This is a genomic window from Bradyrhizobium sp. in8p8 (assembly GCF_000426845.1).
Taxonomy (GTDB): Bacteria; Pseudomonadota; Alphaproteobacteria; order Rhizobiales; family Xanthobacteraceae; genus Bradyrhizobium; species Bradyrhizobium japonicum_C.
Genome location: NZ_AUGD01000008.1, coordinates 147054 through 170135 on the forward strand (window position 1 = coordinate 147054; position 23082 = coordinate 170135).

General features: G+C 64.0%; 27 protein-coding genes. 13 read left to right on the top strand and 14 right to left on the bottom strand.

Annotated elements, in window-relative coordinates:
* Positions 1-39 precede the first annotated feature (39 nt).
* The 11 genes from K408_RS0120810 to K408_RS42175 form a co-directional block, all read right to left on the bottom strand.
* On the bottom strand, positions 40-1014 hold the full coding sequence (locus K408_RS0120810) for a type II secretion system F family protein (protein WP_024340552.1): 975 nt from the start codon (positions 1012-1014) through the stop codon (positions 40-42).
* A gap of 9 nt (positions 1015-1023) precedes the next feature.
* Positions 1024-2001 (bottom strand): type II secretion system F family protein, encoded by a 978-nt coding sequence (locus K408_RS0120815; RefSeq protein WP_024340551.1) that lies wholly within the window; start codon positions 1999-2001, stop codon positions 1024-1026.
* Positions 2002-2018: 17 nt separating this feature from the next.
* A complete protein-coding gene (locus K408_RS0120820) occupies positions 2019-3488 on the bottom strand; it encodes a TadA family conjugal transfer-associated ATPase (protein ID WP_024340550.1) in 1470 nt (489 codons plus the stop codon).
* 21 nt (positions 3489-3509) lie between these two features.
* A complete protein-coding gene (locus K408_RS0120825; protein ID WP_024340549.1) occupies positions 3510-4778 on the bottom strand; it encodes a CpaE/TadZ family protein in 1269 nt (422 codons plus the stop codon).
* A complete protein-coding gene (locus K408_RS0120830; RefSeq protein ID WP_024340548.1) occupies positions 4775-5509 on the bottom strand; it encodes a CpaD family pilus assembly protein in 735 nt (244 codons plus the stop codon). The genes K408_RS0120825 and K408_RS0120830 overlap by 4 nt, the downstream gene beginning before the upstream one ends.
* A gap of 20 nt (positions 5510-5529) precedes the next feature.
* The gene (locus tag K408_RS0120835) at positions 5530-7005 is read right to left on the bottom strand and encodes a type II and III secretion system protein family protein (RefSeq protein WP_024340547.1); all 1476 of its coding nucleotides are present in this window, start codon (positions 7003-7005) and stop codon (positions 5530-5532) included.
* A gap of 11 nt (positions 7006-7016) precedes the next feature.
* Positions 7017-7814 (bottom strand): Flp pilus assembly protein CpaB, encoded by a 798-nt coding sequence (gene cpaB, locus K408_RS0120840; protein WP_024340546.1) that lies wholly within the window; start codon positions 7812-7814, stop codon positions 7017-7019.
* Between the two features lie 129 nt (positions 7815-7943).
* Positions 7944-8468, bottom strand: coding sequence for an A24 family peptidase (locus K408_RS0120845; protein ID WP_024340545.1), 525 nt, complete (start codon positions 8466-8468; stop codon positions 7944-7946).
* Positions 8469-8582: 114 nt separating this feature from the next.
* A complete protein-coding gene (locus K408_RS42800; protein ID WP_196232385.1) occupies positions 8583-8729 on the bottom strand; it encodes a hypothetical protein in 147 nt (48 codons plus the stop codon).
* A 69-nt stretch (positions 8730-8798) separates the two neighbouring features.
* Positions 8799-8963, bottom strand: coding sequence for a Flp family type IVb pilin (locus tag K408_RS0120855; protein ID WP_024340544.1), 165 nt, complete (start codon positions 8961-8963; stop codon positions 8799-8801).
* Positions 8960-9247: a hypothetical protein gene (locus K408_RS42175; protein ID WP_155248545.1), complete on the bottom strand. Its 288-nt coding sequence runs from the start codon at positions 9245-9247 to the stop codon at positions 8960-8962. The genes K408_RS0120855 and K408_RS42175 overlap by 4 nt, the downstream gene beginning before the upstream one ends.
* Between K408_RS42175 and K408_RS0120860 the strand changes: the two genes are divergently transcribed.
* The 4 genes from K408_RS0120860 (at position 9231) to K408_RS0120875 (ending at position 12165) form a co-directional block, all read left to right on the top strand.
* Entirely contained in the window at positions 9231-10058 is an 828-nt protein-coding gene (locus tag K408_RS0120860) for a sterol desaturase family protein (RefSeq protein WP_024340543.1), read from the top strand. The two genes, K408_RS42175 and K408_RS0120860, sit on opposite strands and share 17 nt — an antisense overlap.
* Before the next feature lie 153 nt (positions 10059-10211).
* The gene (locus K408_RS0120865) at positions 10212-10712 is read left to right on the top strand and encodes a pilus assembly protein N-terminal domain-containing protein (protein WP_024340542.1); all 501 of its coding nucleotides are present in this window, start codon (positions 10212-10214) and stop codon (positions 10710-10712) included.
* A gap of 233 nt (positions 10713-10945) precedes the next feature.
* Positions 10946-11527, top strand: a complete 582-nt coding sequence (locus K408_RS0120870; RefSeq protein ID WP_024340541.1) for a TadE/TadG family type IV pilus assembly protein — start codon at positions 10946-10948, stop codon at positions 11525-11527.
* Between the two features lie 65 nt (positions 11528-11592).
* Positions 11593-12165, top strand: a complete 573-nt coding sequence (locus K408_RS0120875) for a TadE/TadG family type IV pilus assembly protein (protein WP_080654907.1) — start codon at positions 11593-11595, stop codon at positions 12163-12165.
* 110 nt (positions 12166-12275) lie between these two features.
* Here K408_RS0120875 and K408_RS0120880 read toward each other — a convergent pair whose 3' ends face one another.
* The 3 genes from K408_RS0120880 to K408_RS0120890 all read right to left on the bottom strand — a co-directional run bounded on the left by K408_RS0120880 (position 12276) and on the right by K408_RS0120890 (position 14647).
* Positions 12276-12488: a cold-shock protein gene (locus K408_RS0120880; protein ID WP_014439634.1), complete on the bottom strand. Its 213-nt coding sequence runs from the start codon at positions 12486-12488 to the stop codon at positions 12276-12278.
* Positions 12489-12752: 264 nt separating this feature from the next.
* Positions 12753-13040, bottom strand: coding sequence for a translation initiation factor IF-1 (gene infA / locus K408_RS0120885; protein WP_024340539.1), 288 nt, complete (start codon positions 13038-13040; stop codon positions 12753-12755).
* A 23-nt stretch (positions 13041-13063) separates the two neighbouring features.
* The gene (locus tag K408_RS0120890) at positions 13064-14647 is read right to left on the bottom strand and encodes a DEAD/DEAH box helicase (RefSeq protein ID WP_024340538.1); all 1584 of its coding nucleotides are present in this window, start codon (positions 14645-14647) and stop codon (positions 13064-13066) included.
* Between the two features lie 480 nt (positions 14648-15127).
* Here K408_RS0120890 and urtA point away from each other — a divergent pair, with 480 nt between their 5' ends.
* The 9 genes from urtA to K408_RS0120935 all read left to right on the top strand — a co-directional run bounded on the left by urtA (position 15128) and on the right by K408_RS0120935 (position 23049).
* Positions 15128-16456: an urea ABC transporter substrate-binding protein gene (gene urtA, locus K408_RS0120895; protein WP_024340537.1), complete on the top strand. Its 1329-nt coding sequence runs from the start codon at positions 15128-15130 to the stop codon at positions 16454-16456.
* Between the two features lie 84 nt (positions 16457-16540).
* Entirely contained in the window at positions 16541-18148 is a 1608-nt protein-coding gene (urtB, locus tag K408_RS0120900) for an urea ABC transporter permease subunit UrtB (protein WP_024340536.1), read from the top strand.
* Positions 18145-19314: an urea ABC transporter permease subunit UrtC gene (gene urtC / locus K408_RS0120905; protein WP_024340535.1), complete on the top strand. Its 1170-nt coding sequence runs from the start codon at positions 18145-18147 to the stop codon at positions 19312-19314. The genes urtB and urtC overlap by 4 nt, the downstream gene beginning before the upstream one ends.
* Before the next feature lie 6 nt (positions 19315-19320).
* Positions 19321-20082: an urea ABC transporter ATP-binding protein UrtD gene (gene urtD / locus K408_RS0120910; RefSeq protein ID WP_024340534.1), complete on the top strand. Its 762-nt coding sequence runs from the start codon at positions 19321-19323 to the stop codon at positions 20080-20082.
* A gap of 53 nt (positions 20083-20135) precedes the next feature.
* Entirely contained in the window at positions 20136-20831 is a 696-nt protein-coding gene (gene urtE / locus K408_RS0120915; RefSeq protein WP_024340533.1) for an urea ABC transporter ATP-binding subunit UrtE, read from the top strand.
* Positions 20832-20863: 32 nt separating this feature from the next.
* Positions 20864-21694 carry an urease accessory protein UreD gene (locus K408_RS0120920; protein ID WP_024340532.1) on the top strand — a complete coding sequence of 277 codons (831 nt, stop codon included), beginning with the start codon at positions 20864-20866 and terminating at the stop codon, positions 21692-21694.
* 37 nt (positions 21695-21731) lie between these two features.
* On the top strand, positions 21732-22034 hold the full coding sequence (locus K408_RS0120925; protein WP_024340531.1) for an urease subunit gamma: 303 nt from the start codon (positions 21732-21734) through the stop codon (positions 22032-22034).
* Positions 22035-22146: 112 nt separating this feature from the next.
* The gene (locus tag K408_RS0120930) at positions 22147-22452 is read left to right on the top strand and encodes an urease subunit beta (RefSeq protein WP_007599812.1); all 306 of its coding nucleotides are present in this window, start codon (positions 22147-22149) and stop codon (positions 22450-22452) included.
* Positions 22453-22509: 57 nt separating this feature from the next.
* Positions 22510-23049: an HD domain-containing protein gene (locus K408_RS0120935; protein WP_024340530.1), complete on the top strand. Its 540-nt coding sequence runs from the start codon at positions 22510-22512 to the stop codon at positions 23047-23049.
* Positions 23050-23082: the final 33 nt, after the last annotated feature.

Consider the following 23082-nt stretch of genomic DNA (forward strand, 5'->3'; position numbering starts at 1 on the left):
TCTGGCCTGAGCGGCGAACGCGAGGCTCGCCGCCGATTCTCATTGCATCTCCGAGATCTTGATGCCGGTCGGTCCGAGAATGACCACGAATAGCACCGGCAGGAAGAACAGGATCATCGGCACTGTCAGCTTTGGCGGCAAGGCGGCGGCCTTTTTCTCCGCCTCGTTCATGCGCATGTCGCGGTTCTCCTGTGCCATGACGCGCAAGGATTGACCGAGCGGGGTGCCGTAACGTTCCGCCTGCTGAAGCGCGAGACACACCGATTTGACGCCTTCGAGCCCGGTGCGCCGTGCCAGGTTCTCATAGGCGACCTTGCGATCCTGCAAATAGGAGAGCTCGGCCGTGGTCAGAGTGAACTCCTCCGACAGTGCGATCGACTGGCCCACGATCTCGGTCGCAACCTTCCGGAACGCCATCTCGACGGACATGCCGGATTCGATGCAGATCAGGAGCAGGTCGAGCGCGTCGGGAAAAGCCCGCTTGATCGAGAGCTGGCGTTTGGAAATCGCATTCTTGAGGAACAGCATCGGGGCCTGGAGGCCGAGATAGGCCGCGCCGACGCAGATGCCGATCTTGATCGGCATCGGCTGTTCCAAGCGCGCGATCAAGAAGACGTAGAGGACCGAGCCGATCAGGAGCACGATCGGGGCGACCATGCGGGCGAACAGGAAGGTGATATAGGGTGCCTGGCCGCGGTAGCCGGCCATGATGAGCTTGTCCCGAGCAGCTTCCTGCGCCAGCCACTTGGTCAGGTTGAAGTCTTCCACCACCTTGGAGACGAGTTGCTTCGGCGTCTGCCGCAGCGAGACCTTTTCGCTCTTGTGGAGACGCTCACGCTCGCGCTGCCGGATGCGCTCACGCTCGCTCGCGACCGCTTTCATGCGCTTGGAGAGGCCCTCGCCGGCGAACAACGGCATCACCAGCGTGTACACGGTGGCGCTGGCGGCGATGGCCGCGAGCAGCATCGTCATGAAGCGGACGTCGTGCAGTTTTGAGACGAGGAATTCGACCATACGGCACCGTCAGAAATCGAAGTTGATCATCTTCTTCATCACCATGATGCCGATCGACATCCAGATGACGCAGCCGACCAGCATCAGCTGTCCGGTGGGATGGGTCCAAAGAAGCGAGATGTATTGCGGTGTCGTGAGGTAGACGAGGAACATCACGATCGGAGGCAGCGAGCCGATGATGCCGGCGGAAGCCTTGGCCTCCATCGACATCGCCTGGATCTTCTCCTTCATCTTCTTGCGGTCGCGCAGCACCTTGGAGAGGTTGCCGAGCGCTTCGGAGAGGTTGCCGCCCGACTTCTGCTGGATCGACACCACGATGCCGAAGAAATTGGCCTCCGGCAGCGGCATGCGTTCGTAGAGCCGTGCGCAGGCCTCGCCCAGCGGCATGCCGATCGCCTGCGTCTCGATGATCGTCAGGAACTCGCTGCGCAGCGGCTCGGGCGCGTCGGCGGCCACGACCTTGATCGATTCGAACAGGGGCAGGCCCGCCTTGATGCCGCGGACGATCACGTCGACCGCGTCCGGCAGCGCAGCCAGGAACTTGGCTTCGCGACGGTTTTTCAGGAAGCCGAGTGCCCAGCGCGGCAGGCCGAAACCGCCGGCAAAAGCGAGGCCGGCGGCGCCGATCAGGCCGCCGCCGGCGAACAGAGCGCCTGCAAAGAACACCCCGGCCACGACGGCGGACACGATCCAGAACTTCTGCGGCGTCCAGTCGAGTCCGGCCTGCGACAGGCGCACGCTGAGCGGCACGCTCTTCTCTTGCGCGCGTCTCGCCTCCAGGTCCTTGAGCGTCGTCTCGACCTGCTCGCGGCGCGAACGCTGGGTCTTCTCGGCCTGACGGGCCGCGGGCGCCTCGGCGCGCGCGACCGAGGCGCGCCGGCTCTCCGCCTTCCGTTCTCCCGACAGCAGCGGATAGAGGAAGACCCAGGCGATGCCGCCGACCGCCGCGGTGGCAAGGAAGGCGAGAGCGAGTACCTGCATGTTCATGGCGGCGCTGACCTGCTTTAAGTCTTCGGAGCGACTTCCGCCGCATCGAGCGCGGCGGCAAGGCGCTTCTCTTCGCCGTAGTACCGGGCGCGTTCCCAGAACTTGGGGCGGCCGATGCCGGTCGAGCGGTGCCGGCCGATGATCTTGCCGTTGGCGTCCTCGCCGACCATGTCGTAGAGGAAGATGTCCTGGGTGATGATGGTGTCGCCTTCCATGCCCATCACCTCGGTGATGTGGGTGATGCGGCGGGAACCGTCGCGCAGGCGTGCGGCCTGGATGATGACGTCGATCGAGGCGCAGATCATCTCGCGAATCGTTCGCGAGGGCAGAGAGAAGCCGCCCATCGTGATCATGGATTCGCAGCGGGACAGCGCTTCGCGCGGGTTGTTGGCGTGCAGCGTGCCCATCGAGCCGTCATGGCCGGTGTTCATGGCCTGGAGCAGGTCGAAGGCCTCGGGGCCGCGGACCTCGCCGACGATGATCCGTTCAGGGCGCATACGCAGGCAGTTGCGCACCAATTCGCGCATGGTGACCTGGCCCTCGCCCTCGATATTGGGTGGGCGGGTTTCCAGCCGCACGACGTGGGGCTGCTGCAGCTGGAGCTCGGCAGCGTCCTCGCAGGTGATGACGCGCTCGTCGTGCTCGATGTAATTCGTGAGGCAGTTGAGCAGCGTGGTCTTGCCGGAGCCGGTACCGCCGGAGATCAGCACGTTGCACCGGACGCGGCCGATGATCTGGAGGATCTCGGCGCCCTCGGGCGTGATCGCGCCGAACTTGACGAGCTGATCCAGCGTCAGCTTGTCCTTCTTGAACTTGCGGATGGTGAGTGTGGGGCCGTCGATCGACAGCGGCGGCACGATGGCATTGACGCGGGAGCCGTCGGCGAGACGTGCGTCGCAGATCGGCGAGGATTCGTCGACGCGCCGGCCGACCTGGCTGACGATCCGCTGGCAGATGTTGAGAAGCTGCTGGTTGTCGCGGAAGCGGATGCCGGTGCGCTGGATCTTGCCGCCGACCTCGATGTAGACGGTGTTGGCGCCGTTGACCATGATGTCGGCGATATCATCGCGTGACAACAGCGGTTCGAGCGGGCCGTAGCCGAGGACGTCATTGCAGATGTCGTCGAGCAGCTCCTCCTGCTCAGCGATCGACATCACGATGTTCTTGATCGCGATGATCTCATTGACGATGTCGCGGATTTCCTCGCGCGCGGATTCCGAATCGAGCTTCGCGAGCTGGGCGAGATCGATGGCTTCGATCAGTGCGCCGAAGATGGTCGCCTTGACCTCGTAGTAATTGTCCGAACGCCGGCTCTCCATGGCCGGAGGCGGCGGGGCCTTGGCAGGAGCAAGCGGTGGCGAGGCGACGGCCGGCGGCGGCGGGGCGCGCGGCACCGTCGGCGCCGGAGCCTGGGAGGGCTCGGGCGACACGGCGCCGGGCTTGGGCGCCCGAAAATCGATGTCTGTTCCGCTACGCTTACCGAACACTTAACAACTCCATGCGGCGGCTTATTTTCCCCGCAACTTGTCAATCAGAGGTGAAAGCAGGGACGACTTCTGCTTCTTGGTCTCGCTGCGGCCGGTGAGGCGCTGGGCGATCTGCAGGAACATCTCGATCGACTTATGATTGGCGGAGATCTCCGCGATCATCTGGCCGTTGTTGGCCGCCGAGCCGAAGATCTGCGGCTCGAACGGGATCGAGACGATCGGCTGACTTTCGATCGCCTTGGCGAACTCCGCAGCCGCGATTTCCGGCCGCTTCGGCACGCCGACCTGGTTCAGGCAGTACAGCGGCGGGCGGTCGTTGGGACGTGCGGCCTTCAACAAGTCGAACAGGTTCTTGGTGTTGCGCAGATTGGCGAGGTCAGGTGCGGCCACGATCAGAATGTCGTCCGCTCCGATCAGGGCGCGCTTGGTCCAGCCCGACCATTGATGAGGAACGTCGAGCACGATGCAGGGCATGGTGGAGCGCAGTGTGTCGAACACGGCGTCGAAAGCATCGGTGCCGAAATCGTAGACCCGGTCGAGCGTCGCAGGGGCCGCCAGCAGGCTGAGGTGATCGGTGCATTTCGACAGCAGGCGGTCGATGAAAGCGGTATCGACGCGGTCGGGAGAGAACACCGCGTCGGCAATGCCCTGCGGCGGATCCTGGTTGTAGTCCAGCCCGGCGGTGCCGAAGGCGAGGTCGAGATCGGCGACGACGGCATCCATGGCGAGGTCGCGCGCGATCGCCCAGGCCACGTTGTGAGAGATGGTGGAAGCCCCGACGCCGCCCTTGGCGCCGACCACCGCGATGATGCGACCGACCGCCTTGGCCTCAGGCGCGGAGAACAGGTTGCAGATCGAGCGCACGACGTCGATCGCGCCGACCGGCGCGAGCACGTAGTCGCTGACACCACGGCGAACCAGCTCGCGGTACAGCATGACGTCGTTGATGCGGCCAATCACGACCACCCGGGTGCCGGCGTCGCACACGGTGGCGAGCTGGTCGAGCCCGCTCAGGAGATCGCTGCGGCCGTCGCTCTCGAGAACGATCACGTTCGGCGTGGGGGCCGAGCGATAAGCTTCGATCGCGGCCGCCATGCCGCCCATCTGGATCTTCAGGTGAGCCTTGCCGAGGCGGCGATCCTCGCCGGCCGACTGTACCGCGGCCGCAGTCTCCACGGTCTCGCAGAAGGCCTGGACCGATACGCGCGGCGCAGGCGCGATATGCTCCTCGACCGGCGGCGGAGCTGCTGCAGGCTGCTCTTCGTGTGTCTGACGCGCGTAGCTGATCATCTGCCGGTGTCGCTGAGTTTGGCCCTGTCGGCCTCAGGATAGGTGGTCGCCGTCGTCGTTCCCCTGCGATACTTCTCGAAACCGGTGATGCGCCGCGGCGTGTACGATGGAGTTTCGGGCCGCGGCTGCTCGAGGTCCGACGGATTGTCGACCATGGCCGCGAGGTTGCGCTGATAGGCGCAGCCGTAATTGTAGTAGTCCTTGTTCTCGAACCAGCGCTTGTTCTTCATCGAGGGGCCGATGTCCTCCGGCCACAGGCCGCAAGGGCCGGCGACCGCGGCGATCTTGGAATAGGTGAGCCGGATCGGCGGCAGGAAGCGCTTGTCTTCCGGCTGATAGGGGCGAACGCTGACGCCGCGCGGTGGAACGCCCGCCGCCGCCAGGATCGCCTGGATCTCGCGCATCGTGTCCGCGACCGGACGCGCATTGGGCGTATGGGACGGCACGTCGATATGAATGGCGCCGGTGCCCTCGCGCAACCACGTCGAGGCCACGCCCATCACGTCGGCGCGCTGGGCGGCGGTCAAACCGCCGCGGGCATGGCCCACGAAGACCACGATCGAGCGGTTCTGCTCCTCGATCGCGATCGGATGACGTTGCTTGTAATCGTCAGGAATGGAGGCCGTAACGACCTCGTCGTGCCGGCAGCCGCCGAGCACGAGAGCCATGCCGACGAGCGCGCCACTGAGGCGGATGGCGCGCTTGCGAAGCTGGGGTCGTCTTGTGTTCATCGTGAAGTCCCCGTTCCGCCTCAGTCGGTGATGAAGCCGTAGGTGCCGCGGTAGTTCTTGGCCGGCTCGGTCCGTCCGGGCACGCCATAGAGCCGGTTGATGTTGCCGATCAGCTGGGCCTGCGGATCCGCAGGCGGGGCGAAGCCGTCATCGGGCCGCGACAGGTCCTTCGGCGCCACCGCGCGCACGACGTAAGGCGTCACGATCACGACCAGCTCGGTCGCGTTGTTGACGAAGTCGCGGCTGCGAAACAGCGTGCCGAGGATCGGGAGCTGCATCAGCCCGGGCAATCCGCTGACGGCCTGCTTGGTCTGCTGCTGGATCAGGCCGGCCATCGCCATGGCGCCCCCGGAGGGAATTTCCAGCGAGGTCTCCGCGCGGCGCGTCCTGATCGAGGGCACCGTCAGCGAGTTCACCGACGTCGAGGTCACGGCCTGGGACAGCGTGATTGCATTTTCGTTCGACAGTTCCGAGACCTCGGTCATCACCCGCATGCTGATTTTGCCCTCGCTCAGCACCACGGGCGTGAAGTTCAGCGAGATGCCGAACTTCTTGAAGCTGATCTGGGTCGTACAGACGTGGGTGACGGGATCGCACGAATAGCCTGCGGGGACCGGAAATTCACCGCCGGCAATGAAGGTCGCCGATTCGCCTGATATCGCGGTCAGGTTCGGTTCGGCCAGCGTGCGGATCACGCCCGCGGTCTCCATGGCTCGCAGGGTGGCCTGCACCGACGGCGTCGCGCCGAACTTCGTCGTCAGATTGTTGCCGTCCACCAGGTTGCGGCCATAGGCCGTGAACGGGTTCGAATTGGTGAAGCTCACCACGGAGGTGCCGTAGTTGAGGTTGGCGGAGAGGTCGATGCCGAGCTGCTTGACGATGTTGCGCTGGACCTCGGCGACCGTCACCTTGAGCATGATCTGGTCGCGGCCGCGCACCACGATGGAGTTCACCACCTTGTCGACGCCGCCGGCCAGGCGGGCGGCGAGCTCGTTCGCCTGCTGCGCTTCCATCGGGTTGGCAGCCGTGCCGCTCAGGATGATGCCGTCGCCGAGACCATCGATCTGAATGTCTGAATTGGGCAGGATCTGCTTCAGCGCGGCCCGTGCGCCGTTGAGATCGCGCTTGACCGCGATGTCATAGGCCGCAATCTGCTGACCGGCGGAATCGAAGAATACGATGTTGGTCTGGCCGACCGCGGCGCCGATGATATAGGCGCGTTGCGCCGAGCGCACCACCGCATTGGCGATCTTGGGATCGGCGACCAGTACGTCCTTGATGTCGCGCGGCAGGTCGATCACGATCGACTTGCCGACGCCGAGCGAGAGGAAGCGCGCGTTGATCTGGCCGTCCGCCGCGGCCTGCACTACGGGGCGGTAATCGGCAGCGGCCGCCGGGGTCATCATCGGGTTGAGCGCCAGCGCGAGGGCGGCTGAAAACGACAGGGCGCGGACCAGTGAGGTTCGCATCGTCGCCGAATCTGCCCTGCATTTCATATCGACTGTCTTCATCGTGCCTTAGCCGCCTGACTTGGAATGCCGTAGCGAATGATCGAGACGCCCTCTTGCTTCTGCGCGGAGTCATCGAGCGTGATCTCGCTCATCTTGACGTCGACGATGCTGCGCAGCGCCAGCGACAGCGTGCCGCTCTGCCGCGCCGCGGAGAGCGTTGCGGTCTGCGACGGAGTGAGCTCGAGGGTGACGGTCTTGCCGATCACCGCGTTCTGGCCATCCTTTTCCTTGGGCGCCTGGTCGATTGCCAGGACGCGGATGTTGGCCAGGATGATCTCGGAGGTCACGACGTCGGGCGCGCCGCTGCTCTGGTCCGGGTTCTTCAACCGTCGCGTGAGAATGACGTCGACGCGATCGTTGGGCAGGATGAAGCCGCCTGCGCCCGTCTCCGGCGAGATCTCGGTCGAGATCGCCCGCATGCCGGAGGGCAGGATGGCGGCCATGAAGCCGGAGTTCTCGGCCTTGACCAGCTTCTGGTCGCGGATCGGTTCACCCTGGATGAACGGCGCGCGCGCGATCGAGCCGGCCACTTGGGTGACCCCCTCGGGACGCTCGTTGCGGCGGATGAACGTGGCGCTGGCAGTCGCGGCGGGCCAGGTCTGCCATTGCACGTCTTCCGGCTTCACGGTCTGACCGAGGCCGATGTCGTTCTTGGCCACGAGGACGTCCACTGTCGGCAGCTGTGCGGCCGGAAGCGGAGGCGGCGCAGAATTGTCGGTGCCGCTCGCCAGGTACGCGGCGACACCGCCGGCGCTGATGGCGACGGTCAGGACGACTATGCGTGCCCTATTCATACGCTTCGACTTTCCAACAATACGCTGCGGCGTAGCCGCCGCCGTAACCGGCAGTTGACCAGCTATTCGTCAAAGCATGGTTAATGAGGCGTATCTAAATCGCCTTAACGCCGGGTTTACCCGCTGCGTTCAGCGCAGTGCGAGGTGAGCGAGGTCGATCGCCTTCACCCATTCGGTCTCGGGATAGACCATCAACGCGCTCAGCGCGAGCGCGATGCCGTAGGGAATGCCGCTTTCCTTGGCGTGCAGCCGCGCGAGCCAGGCCTGACCCGCCAGCCCGTAGGGCAGCGGCCATTGCCTGAACTGGAGCAGGAGCAGCGTCAGCGCTCCGCCGAACAGCGACGCGTAGAGCAGGAAGTTCGTCAGATGTGCAAAGCCGAACCAGAGCGCGACGGAGGCCGCGACCTTGGCATCGCCGCCGCCGACCCAGCCCATCGCGAAGCAGGTGAAGGCTACGACCAGGAGAACCGCGCCCGCGCCGACATGACTGAGCATTTCGTAAGGTGCCATGCCACCGGCGAAGGCGAGCACGAAGAAGCCTGCCACCAGCAATAGCGACACCCGGTTCGAGATCGTCATCGTGAAGAGATCGCTCGCGGCGGCGAACGCCATAAGGGCCGGGAAGAGCAGAAGGCGCGCAAGGTCGAGGATCATGGGCTGCGTCTTGAGGCCTGGGTTTGCCGTCGGAGCTGGCGTCGCCGGATGTTAGCACGCAGTGCTAAACAAACCGACAACGGAGGCTGTGGCGCGCAGGGCGACTACACGCCTCTACCAGAAGATGGCAATGCGCGCGGCGAGCGCGACCGTCGCAAGCAGCAGCGCGAGGCAGATCCAATAAGCCGGCGAGCCGGCCTGCGCCGCCCTCGGCTCGTTCGCCGCGACCGCGGCATCGGTTCTGAACTTGTGCAACGCCACTGGAACTCGCCGTCACAGAAAAACAAAGGCCCCGGAGGTCCGGGGCATTTGCCGTCGCTTGCCGGTTGCTTACTTCAGCGACGTGCTGATCGAGGTGAACTTGCTGTTCAGCGTGGTGCCGAGACTGTTGACGACGGTGATGATGGCCAGCGCGATGCCGGCGGCGATCAGGCCGTATTCGATGGCGGTGGCGCCGGATTCATCCTTCGCGAAACGCGCAATCAAGTTCTTCATGAACAAAACTCCGTCTGGGTGAGATCGCCTCGTTCGGCGCTGTCTTTGACGCGACGACCATGAAAGCCGAGCTCTTTCGGTACAGTTAATTCGATCGGGTAAACCCCGGTCCGGCGCGATGCTTTTGCCCAGAGTAAATTTCGCCTTAAGGCGGCAGCTGCAAGACGTTCGGCTTCCGAATGCACCGGCAGCGCGATATTCGCTTCACCGTCCCTTAAATTTCGGGGAGTAGGCGTAGCAGGACTGGAATTCCCAAGAGAGGCGACGATGTCGAGCCTGCCCATGCAAGTCGCCCTGATGCTCGGCGAGACCATCGTGAAGGTAATCCCCGTCACCATGGTGCTCGCGGCGGTCTTCACCGTGCTGGAGCATTTCTGGGCGTGCAATCCCGGCGCGCCATGGTGGCGCAAACGGGAGATCATCACCGACATCTGCTACTGGTTCTTCGTTCCGGTGTTCGCCCGCACCATGCGGATCGGGCTTCTGATCGTCGGCGCCGGCGTCATCTTCAACATCCATGACCCCGACGAACTCATCGCCTTCTACGACAATGGCCATGGCCCGCTGGCACAGTTGCCTCTATGGGTGCAGGGCCTGCTGTTCCTGGTCCTGTCCGACTTCATGCTGTACTGGCTGCATCGGGTCTTTCACGACGGCGGCTTTTGGAAGTATCACGCCATTCATCATTCCTCGGAGGAAATCGGGTGGATCTCCGCGGCCCGCTTCCATCCGGTCAATCTCTTGCTCGGGACGATCAGTGTCGACGTCGTGCTGCTGATGGCCGGTATCTCCCCGAACGTCATGATCTGGGTCGGCCCGTTCACCACGTTCCATTCGGCTTTCGTGCACGCCAACCTGAACTGGACCTTCGGACCGCTCAAGTATGTGCTGGCGACGCCGGTGTTCCACCGCTGGCACCATACTTCGCTTGAAGAGGGCGGCGACACCAACTTCGCCGGGACTTTCCCGATCTGGGACGTGCTGTTCGGCACGTTCCGCATGCCGGAGGGGAAGCTGCCGCAGGATTACGGCAAGGACGAAGCGACCATGCCGAAGGAGATCGGCGGCCAGCTCGCCTATCCGTTCCGCCATTAGGGGGACAGCGAGGCCGGTAAATGCCGGTCCGTTCAAACAATAGGCGGCGAGTTTGCGGAACGTTCATGAATTAAGGGCAGGTTGAGCGGGTCGGGCACCGGCTCCGCTGCGTCGAGTCGTTTCTGCCGGTTTGTGCGTCCCGGGGGTAAGAGTATGCGTAAGGAAATGCTGCGCCGTCATGCGCGCGTCTGTCTTCTGGTTGCCGCTGCGGCGCTGGCTTGGCCGGCCGCCGGCCTTGCCGAGCCCACCGTCGACACCATCGCCGTCAATGTCGATCAGGCCAAGCTGGTACGGCTGCCCGGCAAGGTGGCGACCATCGTGGTCGGCAATCCCCTGATCGCCGACGTCACGCTCCAGCCGGGCGGCATGATCGTCGTGACCGGAAAGGGTTATGGGGCCACCAATTTCATCGCACTTGATCGGGGCGGTGAGATTCTGGTCGACCGCCAGATCCAGGTCGAAGGTCCGAGCGACCGGCTCGTCACCGTCTATCGCGGGGTCGAGCGCGAATCCTACAGCTGCGCACCGCTTTGCCAGCGTCGCGTGACCCTCGGCGACAGCGACACCTACTTCAACAACACCATGAGCCAGGCCGGTTCGCTGAGCAGCAGTGCCAGCGCTGGCGGTGCCGGCGCGGCCGCCAAACCCAACTAGCCGAACGGCGGGGGCCCGCCGGGGGGATCCCGTCAGGCTCGGGGACGCGGTGGCGTCCGCCGCGCGATCCGAGGCGTCTCTCCGCGCCGCGCTTGGTGTGCTTCGGGTCGCACTTGGTTAACGCAGCCTTAACGTTGCGGTCCGCCGCACGCGGGCTGTCCGAAACACTTAGACAATCAGTTTCCGCTATTGAACAGGGCAGATGATCGACCGTTGCTGGGGAATTTGACCCGATGCCATCGCATGCACCTACCAGGTTCACGCTCCGGAAAGCGCTGGCCCGGTTTCGCGGCAACCGCCGCGGCTCCGCGGCCGTAGAGTTTGCGTTGGTGGCGCCGATGTTCTTCGGGCTGTTGTTCGCCATTATCGAGACGGCGCTCGTGTTCTTCTCGGGCCAGGTGCTCGAGACGATCGCGCAGGACTCCGCGCGGGCGATTCTGACCGGCCAGGCGCAGGCACAGGGCGGCTCGGTGGCGGCGTGTCAGACCGCGCCCAACGCGGTTACGGCATGCGATCAGACCACGTTCAAGGCCTTTGTCTGCAGCAAGATCCCGGCGTTGTTCGATTGCAGCAAGCTCTACGTCGACGTGGTGAGCACAAGTTCCTTCGGGACGCTCAACCTGACCAGCTACGGCAATTCCTGCAATTTCAACCCGACCGGCATGCAGTACAATGCCGGAGGCTCCGGCCAGGTGGTCGTGGTGCGCCTGTTCTATCAGTGGCCGCTCGTCGTCACCGGCCTCGGCTACAACATCGGGTGCAGCAACAAGCGGCTGCTGGTGGCGACCGCTGCGTTCAAGAACGAACCCTTCTGAGGCAGATGGATCTGAGCGGACCGATGCAGACGATTGCGAATATCTGGAGGAATGCACGTTGCTCCATGGGCGAGTTCGTTGCCGACAAGCGCGCACTCGCGGCGACCGAATTCGCAGTCATCGTACCGCTGATGCTGGTCATGTTCTTCGGCACCGTCGAATTTTCGTCCGCCGTAGCGATCGACCGCAAGGTCACGTTGATTGCACGGACTCTGTCGGACCTGACGTCTCAGTCGACGAAGCTCTACGACGCCGACATGCAGAACACTTTCACCGCGAGCATCTCGGTCGTCATGCCTTACGACGCTTCGCTCGTGAAGGGCACGATCTCGCAGATCTACATCGATGCCAATAGTATCGCGACGGTCCAGTGGAGCAGGGCCGGCACCATCGCGAGCGGCGCGACGCAAGCTACGCTGGCGACCTCGGCTCGGAATGCCGGCGACAAGGTCACCTCGATGATCCCCCCGACGCTATTGATTCCGTCGAGCTATCTCATCCTCAGCGAGGCGAGCTACACCTACACCCCGACCGTCGGATACGTGTTGAAGTCGAGTATCACCCTCAGCGATCTTTCCTACACGCGGCCGCGCCAGGTCAGCTGCGTGCCCTACAACGACATACCGTCGACGTGTTGAGATTTGCGAGTTCCCCCGAAATGGAAAAGGCCGTGCGTTCCGCACGGCCTTTCTGTTTGGTTGCTTAGCCTCGCTCGTTCGAGCGATCGGGCCCACGGGGCCCGCAGGGCTCAGCCGGCGGCGCGCAGGTTGTCCGCCGCCGATTTGCCGGAGCGGCGGTCAGCCACGATCTCATAGGAGATCTTCTGGCCTTCGCGCAGCGAGCCAAGGCCGGCGCGCTCCACGGCGCTGATGTGAACGAACACGTCCTGGCCGCCGTCGTCGGGCTGGATGAATCCGAAGCCCTTGGTTGCGTTAAACCACTTCACGGTTCCCATGCTCATGGGGGTAGTCCCTTCTCAGATAGTACAATGTCGGAGCCCGCTCGCGCGGGCAGGTTAGATCGAATTTCTGGAAGGGTCGTCAGCGTGTCTGAACCGGCTGTACCGGTGGATGCCAATGTCGTCCGGCCGAAAATCGATTAATTCATTTTATCGGAAACGAGGGGCCGAAACAATCCGGACGTGCACGATTTTTTGACCGCCGCCATGTCGACGGCGGATCAAGTTGCAGTCCGGAATTCTGTCGCCCTTCTGCGCCGCAGCGGATTAGCGACGGCGGAACTGGCCGCCGCGCTGCCCGGGACGGGGTGGCCCGCCCGCCGTGCTGGGACGCTCGTCCTTGTGACGGAAAATCAGCCGACCCTTCTCGAGGTCATAGGGCGACATCTCCACCGTCACGCGGTCTCCTGCCAGCGTCTTGATGCGGTTCTTCTTCATCTTGCCGGCGGTATAGGCAACGATCTCGTGTCCGGCGTCGAGCTGCACGCGGTAGCGGGCATCGGGGAGGATTTCGGTGACCAGTCCTTCGAACTGGATCAGCTCTTCCTTAGCCATGAATTTCTCCAGGTCGTGGACGGCTAGTGCGAATAGGGTTTGCGGTTCGGTTGGCTGCTTGGCCGACTCTCGCGGCGCAAAAAGGCAACGCCTTGTATCCCATCAGGCGTCCCGGCGCTATGCGCGGAACGTTGTTCCGGACGGTCGACAGGCGATGAATGCATCTTACCACCGGAGCGGCGGCGGCGAGACCCCTTCGAAGCATTCGGGCCGGTGCCGGGCCGTCCGTCAACGTGCCTTGCCTCGCCGTGCCGTCCCTCGCCGGGCCTTCCGTCGCCCTGCTTGCCGGCACCATGGTGGCGGCCATCGGCATGCCTTTCGTCGGAACGCCGCCCGTCACCGTGGCGTGCGCCCTGCGGACGCTGGCCCGGGCGGCCGCCCGGCCGTCCTTGCCGTTGCTGTGACGGGGCGGGGCCGGCATCGCGGCGGCCGGCGTCGGTGCGGTGGTCCTCCCGCGGCAGCGCCACGCGGATCAGCCGCTCGATGTCGCGGAGATAGCTGAGCTCCTCGCCGCCTGCGACCAGCGAGATCGCGGTGCCTTCGGCCCCGGCGCGCGCGGTGCGCCCGATGCGGTGGACGTAGGTTTCCGGCACGTTGGGCAGGTCGAAATTGATGACATGGCTGATGCCGTCGACGTCGATGCCGCGGGCGGCAATGTCGGTGGCGACCAGGGTGCGGATCTCGCCCGTGCGGAACTGGGCGAGCGTGCGCTCGCGATGGTTCTGCGACTTGTTTCCGTGAATGGCGTTGGCGGGGATCCCCGCTTTCTCGAGCGTCTTTACGACCTTGTCGGCGCCGTGCTTGGTGCGGGTGAAGACCAGCGCCCGGTTGACGGGCTCGTCCTTCAGCAGCTTGGCGAGGAAGGACGGCTTGGCCGTGAAATCGACCTGGAGGATGCGCTGGTTGATCCGCTCGGCGGTCGAGGACACCGGGGTCACTGCGACACGGGCGGGATCACGAAGCATGGCATCGGCGAGCTCGGCGATGTCTTTCGGCATGGTGGCCGAGAAGAACAGCGTCTGGCGCTTGATCGGCAGCTTAGCGACGATTTTGCGGATGTCGTTGATGAAGCCCATGTCGAGCATGCGGTCGGCTTCGTCGAGCACGAGGAACTCGACGCTTCCAAGCTTTAGCCCATTGCTCTGCACGAGGTCGAGCAGGCGCCCCGGCGTGGCAACCAGGACGTCGACGCCCTGCATCAGCGCGCGGACTTGGCGGCCCATCGGTACGCCGCCGATGGCAAGCGTCGAGGACAGCCGGATGTGGCGGCCATAGGCGTTGAAGCTGTCGAGGATCTGGCCGGACAGCTCGCGAGTCGGCGACAGCACCAGTACGCGGGCGGTCTTGGGCTGCGGCTTGATGCGGTTCTCGAGCAGGCGATGCAGAATCGGCAGTGCGAAAGACGCGGTCTTGCCGGTGCCGGTCTGGGCGATGCCAACGACGTCGCGGCCGGTCAGCGCCAGCGGGATGGTCTGGGCCTGAATCGGGGTGGGGGTGACGTAATTCTCTTCACGAAGAGCGCGCGCGATGGGTTCGGCGAGGCCGAAGTCCTGAAACGAAGTCAAAAGAGGGGTTCTTTCCATGTCAAAAGCGGGCGCCCGGCGCATTCGGCGCGGCGCGCGCAAAGGGGTGTCGAGAAGACACCTGCGTGTTTGGGGTGTCGGATGGCTCGGGAGGATGGGGCAAGCCAGAGGCCCGTAGAGGGCTTAAGAACACGCGGCTCGCTACGACCCCTTGATTCGCAAGAGGTCTCGTCCGCTCATATGGAACATCGAGAGGGCGCTTTCAAGGCAAGTTGGCCGGAAATGACCATTGCGGCGCAAAATTTGTGCTGCCGGAAATTTAGCCAGCACTGCATGTCTGCTTACAAAATAGACCGAATGCCCCTTTCGCATACATTTTGATTGCCTAACCTTTGGGCGACCTAAGCGCGGCCAAAGTGCGATTTCTGGCGATTATTGATGTGAAATCAATTGCTTAAAGGGTGCCGAGTCCATGGCACGGTTCTTGCGATTCCGTTAATCGCAGGCGGCCGTGGGGCCGTTTCGCAGCGTTTTTCACGTCTGCGTCAGGGAGATGAGACACTCATGTTTAACAAATCCACTCACGATATAGCGGCCTCATTTAGCCGCCGCGGCGTGCTCGCCGCGACCGCCGGACTGGTGCTTGGTCTGGCTTCATTGACTGGCGCGAAAGCCGCGGACGACACCATCAAGGTGGGCGTGCTCCACTCCCTGTCCGGCACAATGGCAATCAGCGAAACCACGCTGAAGGACACCATCCTCTTCCTGATCGACGAGCAGAACAAGAAGGGCGGCGTGCTCGGCAAGAAGCTGGAAGCCGTCGTCGTCGACCCCGCTTCGAACTGGCCGCTGTTCGCCGAGAAGGCGCGCGAGCTGATCACCAAGGACAAGGTTTCGGTCGTGTTCGGCTGCTGGACCTCGGTGTCACGCAAGTCGGTGCTCCCGGTCTTCAAGGAGCTGAACAGCATCCTGTTCTATCCCGTGCAGTACGAGGGCGAGGAGAGCGAGCGCAACGTATTCTACACGGGGGCGGCCCCCAACCAGCAGGCGATCCCCGCCGTCGACTATCTGATGAAGGAAGAGAAGGTGAAGCGCTGGGTGCTCGCGGGCACCGACTACGTCTATCCGCGCACCACCAACAAGATCCTGGAAGCCTATCTGAAGTCCAAGGGTGTCGCCCAGGAAGACATCATGATCAACTACACGCCGTTCGGTCACTCCGACTGGCAGACGATCGTGGCCGACATCAAGAAGTTCGGGTCGGCCGGCAAGAAGACCGCGGTGGTCTCGACCATCAACGGCGACGCCAACGTTCCCTTCTACAAGGAGCTCGGCAACCAGGGCATCAAGGCAAAGGACATCCCGGTCGTCGCGTTCTCGGTGGGTGAGGAAGAACTCGCCGGCATCGACACCAAGCCCCTGGTCGGCCACCTCGCTGCCTGGAACTACTTCCAGTCGATCAAGACCAAGGACGGATCGAACGAGAAGTTCATCAAGGACTGGCAGGCCTACACCAAGAACCCGAAGCGCGTGACCAACGATCCCATGGAAGCCCACGTGATCGGCTTCAACATGTGGGTGAAGGCGGTCGAGAAGGTGAAGTCGACCGATCCGGACAAGGTGATCGACGCGCTTCCCGGCACCGAGGCGCCGAACCTCACCGGCGGCGTGTCGAAGATGCTGCCGAACCACCACATTACCAAGCCCGTGTTCATCGGCGAGATCAAAGGCAACGGCCAGTTCGACGTGGTCTGGAAGACCCCGGGCCTCGTTCCGGGCGATGCCTGGTCGAAGGAGCTCGACGGCTCCAAGGATCTGATCGGCGACTGGGTCGGCAAGAAGTGCGGCAACTTCAACACCAAGACCAACAAGTGCCTCGGTTCGGGTTCCTGATCCCGATCTGACGCTCCATTGCGCGACCGGAGAGGGCGGCGATCCCGCCGCCTTCTCCACTCATTTCTGCCGGGGTCATTCACAGTGCCAGCCCATTTGTCCGCGCGTCTCTATTCGCTCGCGCTCACGCTATTCCTGATCGCGTTCGCGCTGCCGGCCCTCGCCGGCCCGTTCGAGGATGCGGTCGCCAAGTTCGCCAATGACGATTTTTCCGACACGGAAGAGGCGATCGGTGTGATCGCGGGCAGTGGCAACAAGCTCGCGTTCCCCATCATCAGCGCGCTCCAGGACGGCCGCCTCATGGCCGATCCCGACAGCAAGAAGGTCTACGTCACCGGCGCCGACGGCAAGTCGATCGACGCCGCGAGCGGCGAGGCCGTTGCCAGCGTTCCCGACAGTGCGAGCGCGGTTCGCCTCAACAACCGGCTGCGCCGCAGCGTCGACGCCGCGATCGGCAGCCTGACGCTTCAGTCACCGGACCTGGGGACGCGCCTGCAGGCCGCGCAGTCCGTCTTCAAGTCGCATGAAGAGACCGCGCTCGAGGCGGTCGATGCCGCGCTTGCCAAGGAAACCAACAGATCCGTCAAGGCCGCCCTCGGCGAGGCGCGCGCCGCGATCCTGCTGTTCAAGCCCGACGCGTCCGAGGTCGAGAAGCTCGAGGCGGTCGCGACCCTTAAGGCGCGCGGCGACCAGGACGCGCTGGCGCTTCTCACCGGCATGGGCGACCAGCCAGCCTTGGTGACCAAGGCCGCCGCAAGCGCGATCGCCTCGATCCAGAACTCGCTCGCAGTCTGGTCCATGGTGCAGAACGCCTGGTACGGCCTTTCGCTCGGTTCGGTGCTGCTGCTCGCCGCGATCGGCCTCGCCATCACCTTCGGCGTGATGGGCGTCATCAACATGGCGCATGGCGAAATGGTGATGATCGGGGCCTATACCACCTTCGTAGTGCAGGAGGTGATCCGCAGTAGCTATCCCGGCCTGTTCGACTATTCGCTTCTGATCGCCGTGCCGCTCGCGTTCCTCGTCGCCGGCGCCATCGGCGTCCTGATCGAGCGCAGCATCATCCGCTTCCTCTATGGCCGTCCGCTGGAGACACTGCTCGCGACCTGGGGCCTGTCGCTGGTGCTGCAGCAGGCCGTGCGCACGATGTTCGGCCCGACCAACCGCGAGGTGGGGAATCCCTCCTGGATGAGCGGCGCTTTCGAGCTCGGACAGATTACCATCACCTATAACCGGCTCTGGATCCTTCTCTTCACGCTCGCGGTGTTCGCGATCCTGCTCGCGATGCTGCGCTACACGGCTCTCGGCCTCGAAATGCGCGCGGTGACGCAGAACCGGCGCATGGCCGCCTCGATGGGCATCGCCACATCGCGCGTCGACGCCTTGACCTTCGGGCTCGGCTCGGGCATTGCCGGTATCGCCGGGGTGGCGCTGTCGCAGATCGACAATGTCAGCCCCAATCTCGGCCAGAGCTACATCATCGACAGCTTCATGGTCGTGGTGTTCGGCGGGGTCGGCAATCTCTGGGGGACTCTGGTCGGCGCCTTCACGCTCGGCATCGCCAACAAGTTCCTGGAGCCGGTCGCCGGTGCGGTGCTCGGCAAGATCGCGATCCTGGTTCTCATCATCCTGTTCATTCAAAAGCGCCCGCGCGGACTCTTCGCGCTCAAGGGCCGTGCGGTGGAAGCATGACCCCTCACATGCTGACGCGATCGCTGGACCGCGGCGCGACGATCTTCCTTGCGATCGTCGCAGCCTGCGGCATCCTCATCCCGCTCTCCAACCTGCTGCTGCCCGCGGGCTCGTTCCTGCAGGTGCCGACCTATCTCGTCGCGCTCTGGGGCAAGTATGTCTGCTACGCGATCCTGGCGCTCTCGATCGACCTGATCTGGGGCTATTGCGGAATCCTCTCGCTCGGCCACGGCGCTTTCTTCGCGCTGGGCGGTTACGCCATGGGCATGTACCTGATGCGGCAGATCGGCACCCGCGGGGTCTATGGCAATCCGATCCTGCCCGACTTCATGGTGTTCCTGAATTGGCAGGAGCTGCCCTGGTACTGGTACGGCTTCGACATGTTCTGGTTCGCCGCGCTGATGGTGCTGGTCGTGCCGGGCCTGCTTGCCTTCTGCTTCGGCTGGCTCGCGTTCCGTTCCCGGGTTACCGGCGTGTATCTGTCGATCATCACGCAGGCGATGACCTATGCGCTGCTGCTCGCTTTCTTCCGCAACGACTTCGGCTTCGGCGGCAACAACGGCCTGACCGACTTCAAGGATATCCTCGGCTTCAACGTGCAGGCGGAGGGCACCCGTGCCGCGCTGTTCGCGCTGAGCTGCCTGGCGCTGATCATAGGCTTCCTGATCTGCCGCGCCATCGTCTCATCCAAGCTGGGCAAGGTGCTGATCGCGGTGCGTGATGCGGAATCGCGCACGCGCTTCCTTGGCTACCGCGTCGAATCCTACAAGCTGTTCGTGTTCACGGTGTCGGCCTGCATGGCGGGCGTTGCCGGCGCGCTCTACGTGCCGCAGGTCGGCATCATCAATCCATCCGAGTTCGCGCCGGGCAATTCGATCGAGGCGGTGATCTGGGTGGCCGTCGGCGGTCGCGGCACGCTGGTCGGTGCGGCGCTCGGTGCCGTGGTCGTCAACTATGCCAAGACGTTCTTCACCTCTGGCGTACTGGCGCCGTACTGGCTGTTCATGCTGGGCGCGCTGTTCATCCTGGTGACGCTGCTGCTGCCCAGGGGCATCGTCGGCACCTTCAATGCGTGGCGGGACTCGGCGCGGGAAAAGCGCACCGCAGCAGCTGCCGCGAGCGCCGCGGCTGAAGACGGCATGGTCCAACCGAAGATGGCGGAGTAAGCGGTCATGAACGTCATGGATACCCGCACGACGTCCGCAATGCTCTATCTGGATGGCGTGCACGTCTCGTTCGACGGCTTCCACGCCATCAACAACCTGTCGCTGACGCTCGAGCCGGGCGAGATGCGGGCCATCATCGGGCCGAACGGCGCCGGCAAGACCACGATGATGGACATCATCACCGGCAAGACCAAGCCCGACGAAGGCACCGTGCTGTTCGACGGCGTCACGGATCTCACGCGGCTCGACGAGACGCGCATCGCCGAGCTCGGCATCGGCCGCAAATTCCAGAAGCCGACGGTGTTCGAGAGCCAGACCGTGCACGACAACCTCCTGCTCGCGCTCAATGTCGATCACTCCGTCCGCGGCACGCTGTTCTGGCGCGGCAGCAAGGCCGAGACCGAGCGCATCGACAAGGTGCTGGAGACGATCCGTCTCACCGAAGCGCGCAACCGCCTCGCTGGCAGCCTCAGCCATGGCCAGAAGCAATGGCTCGAGATCGGCATGCTGCTGGCACAGGATCCGAAGCTGCTGCTGGTCGACGAGCCCGTTGCAGGGATGACCGACATCGAGACGCATCTCACCGCCGAGCTGCTGAAGGAGATCAACAAGACCCACACCGTGATGGTGGTCGAGCACGACATGACCTTCGTGCGCGAGCTCGGCGTCAAGGTCACCTGCCTGCACGAAGGCACCGTGCTGGCGGAAGGCACCATCGACCAGGTATCGTCCAACGAGCGGGTCATCGAAGTCTATCTGGGAAGGTAGCGAATGGATCGGCCGCTTCTCCCATTCGCTATTCGCCCGCAAAGGTGTTTCCGATGCTTGAAGTGAAAGACATCAATCTGTTCTACGGTGCTGCCCAGGCGCTGCGCGGCGTGTCGATCTCGGCGGAGCCCGGCAAGGTGACCTGCGTCCTCGGCCGCAACGGCGTCGGCAAGACCTCGCTTCTGCGCGCCATGGTCGGGCAATATCCGATCTCCTCGGGCGCGATCGTGCTCGATGGCAGCGACATCACCGGCCTGAAGCCCTATGAACGTGCGCGCAGGGGCATCGGATTCGTGCCGCAGGGCCGCGAGATATTTCCGCTGCTGACGGTCGAGGAGAACCTCAAGACCGGCTTCGGTCCGCTCAAGCGCGAGGACAAGCACATCCCGGACGACGTGTTCTCGCTGTTTCCGGTGCTGCAATCCATGCTCGGCCGGCGCGGCGGCGATCTCTCCGGCGGCCAGCAGCAGCAGCTCGCGATCGGCCGCGCGCTGGTGATGCGGCCGAAGCTGCTGTTGCTCGACGAACCGACCGAGGGCATTCAGCCCTCGATCATCAAGGACATCGGCCGCGCCATCTCCTACTTGCGCAATCTCGGCAACATCGCCATCGTGCTGGTCGAACAATATCTCGACTTTGCCTGCGAGCTCGGCGACAGCTTTGCGGTGATGGATCGCGGCGCTGTGAAGTTCACCTGCGACCGCGCCAACCTCGACGCGAGCGAGATCAGCCGCCAGATGGCGCTGTAGGCTCATTCTGCCGCGATCGGCTGGGGAGGCGAATGCGGAGCGACGTTTCGGTTATGCCAGGACTTTTCGAGGCGAACCGCGCCCGTGGCGCGGTTCGGCTCGACGTGCACGCACGTGACCGCGTGACCCGGCGCGGCACCTTGCACGAATCCGGCTCTTTACGCGTGCGCTTTCCCTCGCCGGAAGACGAGGGGCTGTCGGGCGTGTTCGTCAACACGGCCGGCGGGGTTGCCGGTGGGGACTGTTTCGATATCGACATCGCGGCGGGCGGAGGTACGCGGCTCACTCTGACGACCGCAGCTGCCGAAAAGATCTATCGAGCCCCCGGGGAGGCGGCGCAGCTCAATATCGCCTTGCGAGCCGCCGCGGGCGCGCATCTGGCCTGGTTGCCGCAGGAGACGATCCTGTTCGACCGCGCGCGGGTGCATCGCCGCTTCGACATTGCGCTCGACGAGGCGGCCTCGCTCCTGCTCTGCGAGATCGTCGTGTTCGGCCGCACCGCCATGGGCGAGCGGATGCAGCAGGGCGAGTTCGTCGACCGCTGGCGGCTGCGCCGCGGCGGCAGGCTGGTGTTCGCCGAGACGGTCAGGCTTGACGGCGACATCGGCGCCAAGCTCGCGCGGTCCGCGGTCGCCAATAGCGGCACGGCGATCGGCACCGCTCTGATCGTGCCCGGTGACGAGACCCTGGTCGAGCGCATTCGCGAGGCCTCGGAATCGTTCGGCGGGGAAGTCGGGATCTCGGCCTGGAATGGCTTTGCAATGGCGCGGTTCTGTGCCCAAGATGCGGCGCGCTTACGCGCCGACATGATGGCGGTGCTGGCGCGAACCGGCGCGGTCCTGCCGCGGCTGTGGTTGAACTGACCGGTTGAACTGATGTGTTGAACGGAAGAGATTTCGCATGAACCTGTCTCCCCGCGAAAAGGACAAGCTTCTGATCTCGATGGTCGCGATCGTGGCGCGCCGCCGGCTGGATCGCGGCGTCAAGCTCAACCATCCCGAGGCGATTGCCATCATCTCCGACTTCATCCTGGAAGGCGCGCGCGACGGCCGCACCGTCGCTGAGCTGATGCAGTCCGGCGCGCAGGTTTTGACCCGCGATCAGGTCATGCCGGGCATTCCCGAGATGATCCACGACATCCAGGTCGAGGCGACCTTTCCTGATGGCACCAAGCTCGTCACCGTGCACGAGCCGATCAGGTAGTATCGAATTCGTCATTCCGGGGCGCCCGCAGGGCGAACCCGGAATCCAGAGGTTTTGTTTTCGAGATTCCGGGTTCTCGCTTCGCGAGCCCCGGAATGACGAGGAGGATAGAATGATTCCCGGCGAACTCTTCATCCAGGACGGCGAGATCGAGCTCAATGCCGGCCGCAAGACCGTGACGCTGACGGTCGCCAACACAGGTGACCGCCCCATTCAGGTCGGCTCGCACTACCATTTCTTCGAGACCAACCCGGCGCTGAAGTTCGATCGCAAGAAGGCCCGCGGCATGCGCCTCGACATCGCCGCCGGCACCGCCGTCCGCTTCGAGCCCGGCCAGACCCGCGACGTGCAGCTCGTCGCGGTGGCGGGGAAGAAGACGATCTACGGCTTCCGCGGCGATGTGATGGGGAAGCTGTGAGCTCCACAGGAACGAGCGCGGCGCGGCACGGTTGAGGCGGAAACGGAGGTGTTTTCCATGCTCTCGCCAATCCGCCTCATCTCCGAAGCCGCTGAACTCGCTGCGCGCCGCCATAACGGCATGGCGCGCAAGGGGCGCGGTAATGAGCCCTACATCAATCATCTCGCCGAGGTCGCGAACCTGCTCGCGACCGCGACCGATGGCGCCGACGCCGAGCTGGTCGCTGCCGGCTGGCTGCATGACACCATCGAGGACACCGACACCACGCGCGAAGAGCTTGCGCGAAGATTTTCCGAGCGTGTCGCCTCACTCGTCGCCGAATGCACCGATGACATGAGTCTGCCGAAGGCGATGCGAAGGCAGAAGCAGATTGAGGACGCGCCCCACAAATCGCCGGGCGCCAAGCTGATCAAGATCGCCGACAAGATCAGCAATACAGGGGCGCGCATTCAAACCGACCCGACTTCCGAGGAGCGCGACGATCTCGCCGATTACATCGACTGGGCGACGCAGGTCGTTGCAGGCTGCCGCGGCTCCAATGCATGGCTCGACGAGAAATTCGATGATGCCGTGAAAGCAGCGAAGGCCGTGCTTTGAGCGTTCAAACATTCAATCGCAAACGGGGCTTGT

Coding starts and splice junctions, on each gene's coding strand:
- K408_RS0120810 (WP_024340552.1), bottom strand. CDS start 1,014: ATGGTCGAATTCCTCGTCTCAAAACTGCACGACGTCCGCTTCATGACG.
- K408_RS0120815 (WP_024340551.1), bottom strand. CDS start 2,001: ATGAACATGCAGGTACTCGCTCTCGCCTTCCTTGCCACCGCGGCGGTC.
- K408_RS0120825 (WP_024340549.1), bottom strand. CDS start 4,778: ATGATCAGCTACGCGCGTCAGACACACGAAGAGCAGCCTGCAGCAGCT.
- K408_RS0120830 (WP_024340548.1), bottom strand. CDS start 5,509: ATGAACACAAGACGACCCCAGCTTCGCAAGCGCGCCATCCGCCTCAGT.
- K408_RS0120835 (WP_024340547.1), bottom strand. CDS start 7,005: ATGAAATGCAGGGCAGATTCGGCGACGATGCGAACCTCACTGGTCCGC.
- cpaB (WP_024340546.1), bottom strand. CDS start 7,814: ATGAATAGGGCACGCATAGTCGTCCTGACCGTCGCCATCAGCGCCGGC.
- K408_RS0120845 (WP_024340545.1), bottom strand. CDS start 8,468: ATGATCCTCGACCTTGCGCGCCTTCTGCTCTTCCCGGCCCTTATGGCG.
- K408_RS0120855 (WP_024340544.1), bottom strand. CDS start 8,963: ATGAAGAACTTGATTGCGCGTTTCGCGAAGGATGAATCCGGCGCCACC.
- K408_RS0120860 (WP_024340543.1), top strand. CDS start 9,231: ATGTCGAGCCTGCCCATGCAAGTCGCCCTGATGCTCGGCGAGACCATC.
- K408_RS42175 (WP_155248545.1), bottom strand. CDS start 9,247: ATGGGCAGGCTCGACATCGTCGCCTCTCTTGGGAATTCCAGTCCTGCT.
- K408_RS0120865 (WP_024340542.1), top strand. CDS start 10,212: ATGCGTAAGGAAATGCTGCGCCGTCATGCGCGCGTCTGTCTTCTGGTT.
- K408_RS0120870 (WP_024340541.1), top strand. CDS start 10,946: ATGCCATCGCATGCACCTACCAGGTTCACGCTCCGGAAAGCGCTGGCC.
- K408_RS0120875 (WP_080654907.1), top strand. CDS start 11,593: ATGGGCGAGTTCGTTGCCGACAAGCGCGCACTCGCGGCGACCGAATTC.
- K408_RS0120880 (WP_014439634.1), bottom strand. CDS start 12,488: ATGAGCATGGGAACCGTGAAGTGGTTTAACGCAACCAAGGGCTTCGGA.
- infA (WP_024340539.1), bottom strand. CDS start 13,040: ATGGCTAAGGAAGAGCTGATCCAGTTCGAAGGACTGGTCACCGAAATC.
- K408_RS0120890 (WP_024340538.1), bottom strand. CDS start 14,647: ATGCGCCGGGCGCCCGCTTTTGACATGGAAAGAACCCCTCTTTTGACT.
- urtA (WP_024340537.1), top strand. CDS start 15,128: ATGTTTAACAAATCCACTCACGATATAGCGGCCTCATTTAGCCGCCGC.
- urtC (WP_024340535.1), top strand. CDS start 18,145: ATGACCCCTCACATGCTGACGCGATCGCTGGACCGCGGCGCGACGATC.
- urtD (WP_024340534.1), top strand. CDS start 19,321: ATGAACGTCATGGATACCCGCACGACGTCCGCAATGCTCTATCTGGAT.
- urtE (WP_024340533.1), top strand. CDS start 20,136: ATGCTTGAAGTGAAAGACATCAATCTGTTCTACGGTGCTGCCCAGGCG.
- K408_RS0120920 (WP_024340532.1), top strand. CDS start 20,864: ATGCGGAGCGACGTTTCGGTTATGCCAGGACTTTTCGAGGCGAACCGC.
- K408_RS0120925 (WP_024340531.1), top strand. CDS start 21,732: ATGAACCTGTCTCCCCGCGAAAAGGACAAGCTTCTGATCTCGATGGTC.
- K408_RS0120930 (WP_007599812.1), top strand. CDS start 22,147: ATGATTCCCGGCGAACTCTTCATCCAGGACGGCGAGATCGAGCTCAAT.
- K408_RS0120935 (WP_024340530.1), top strand. CDS start 22,510: ATGCTCTCGCCAATCCGCCTCATCTCCGAAGCCGCTGAACTCGCTGCG.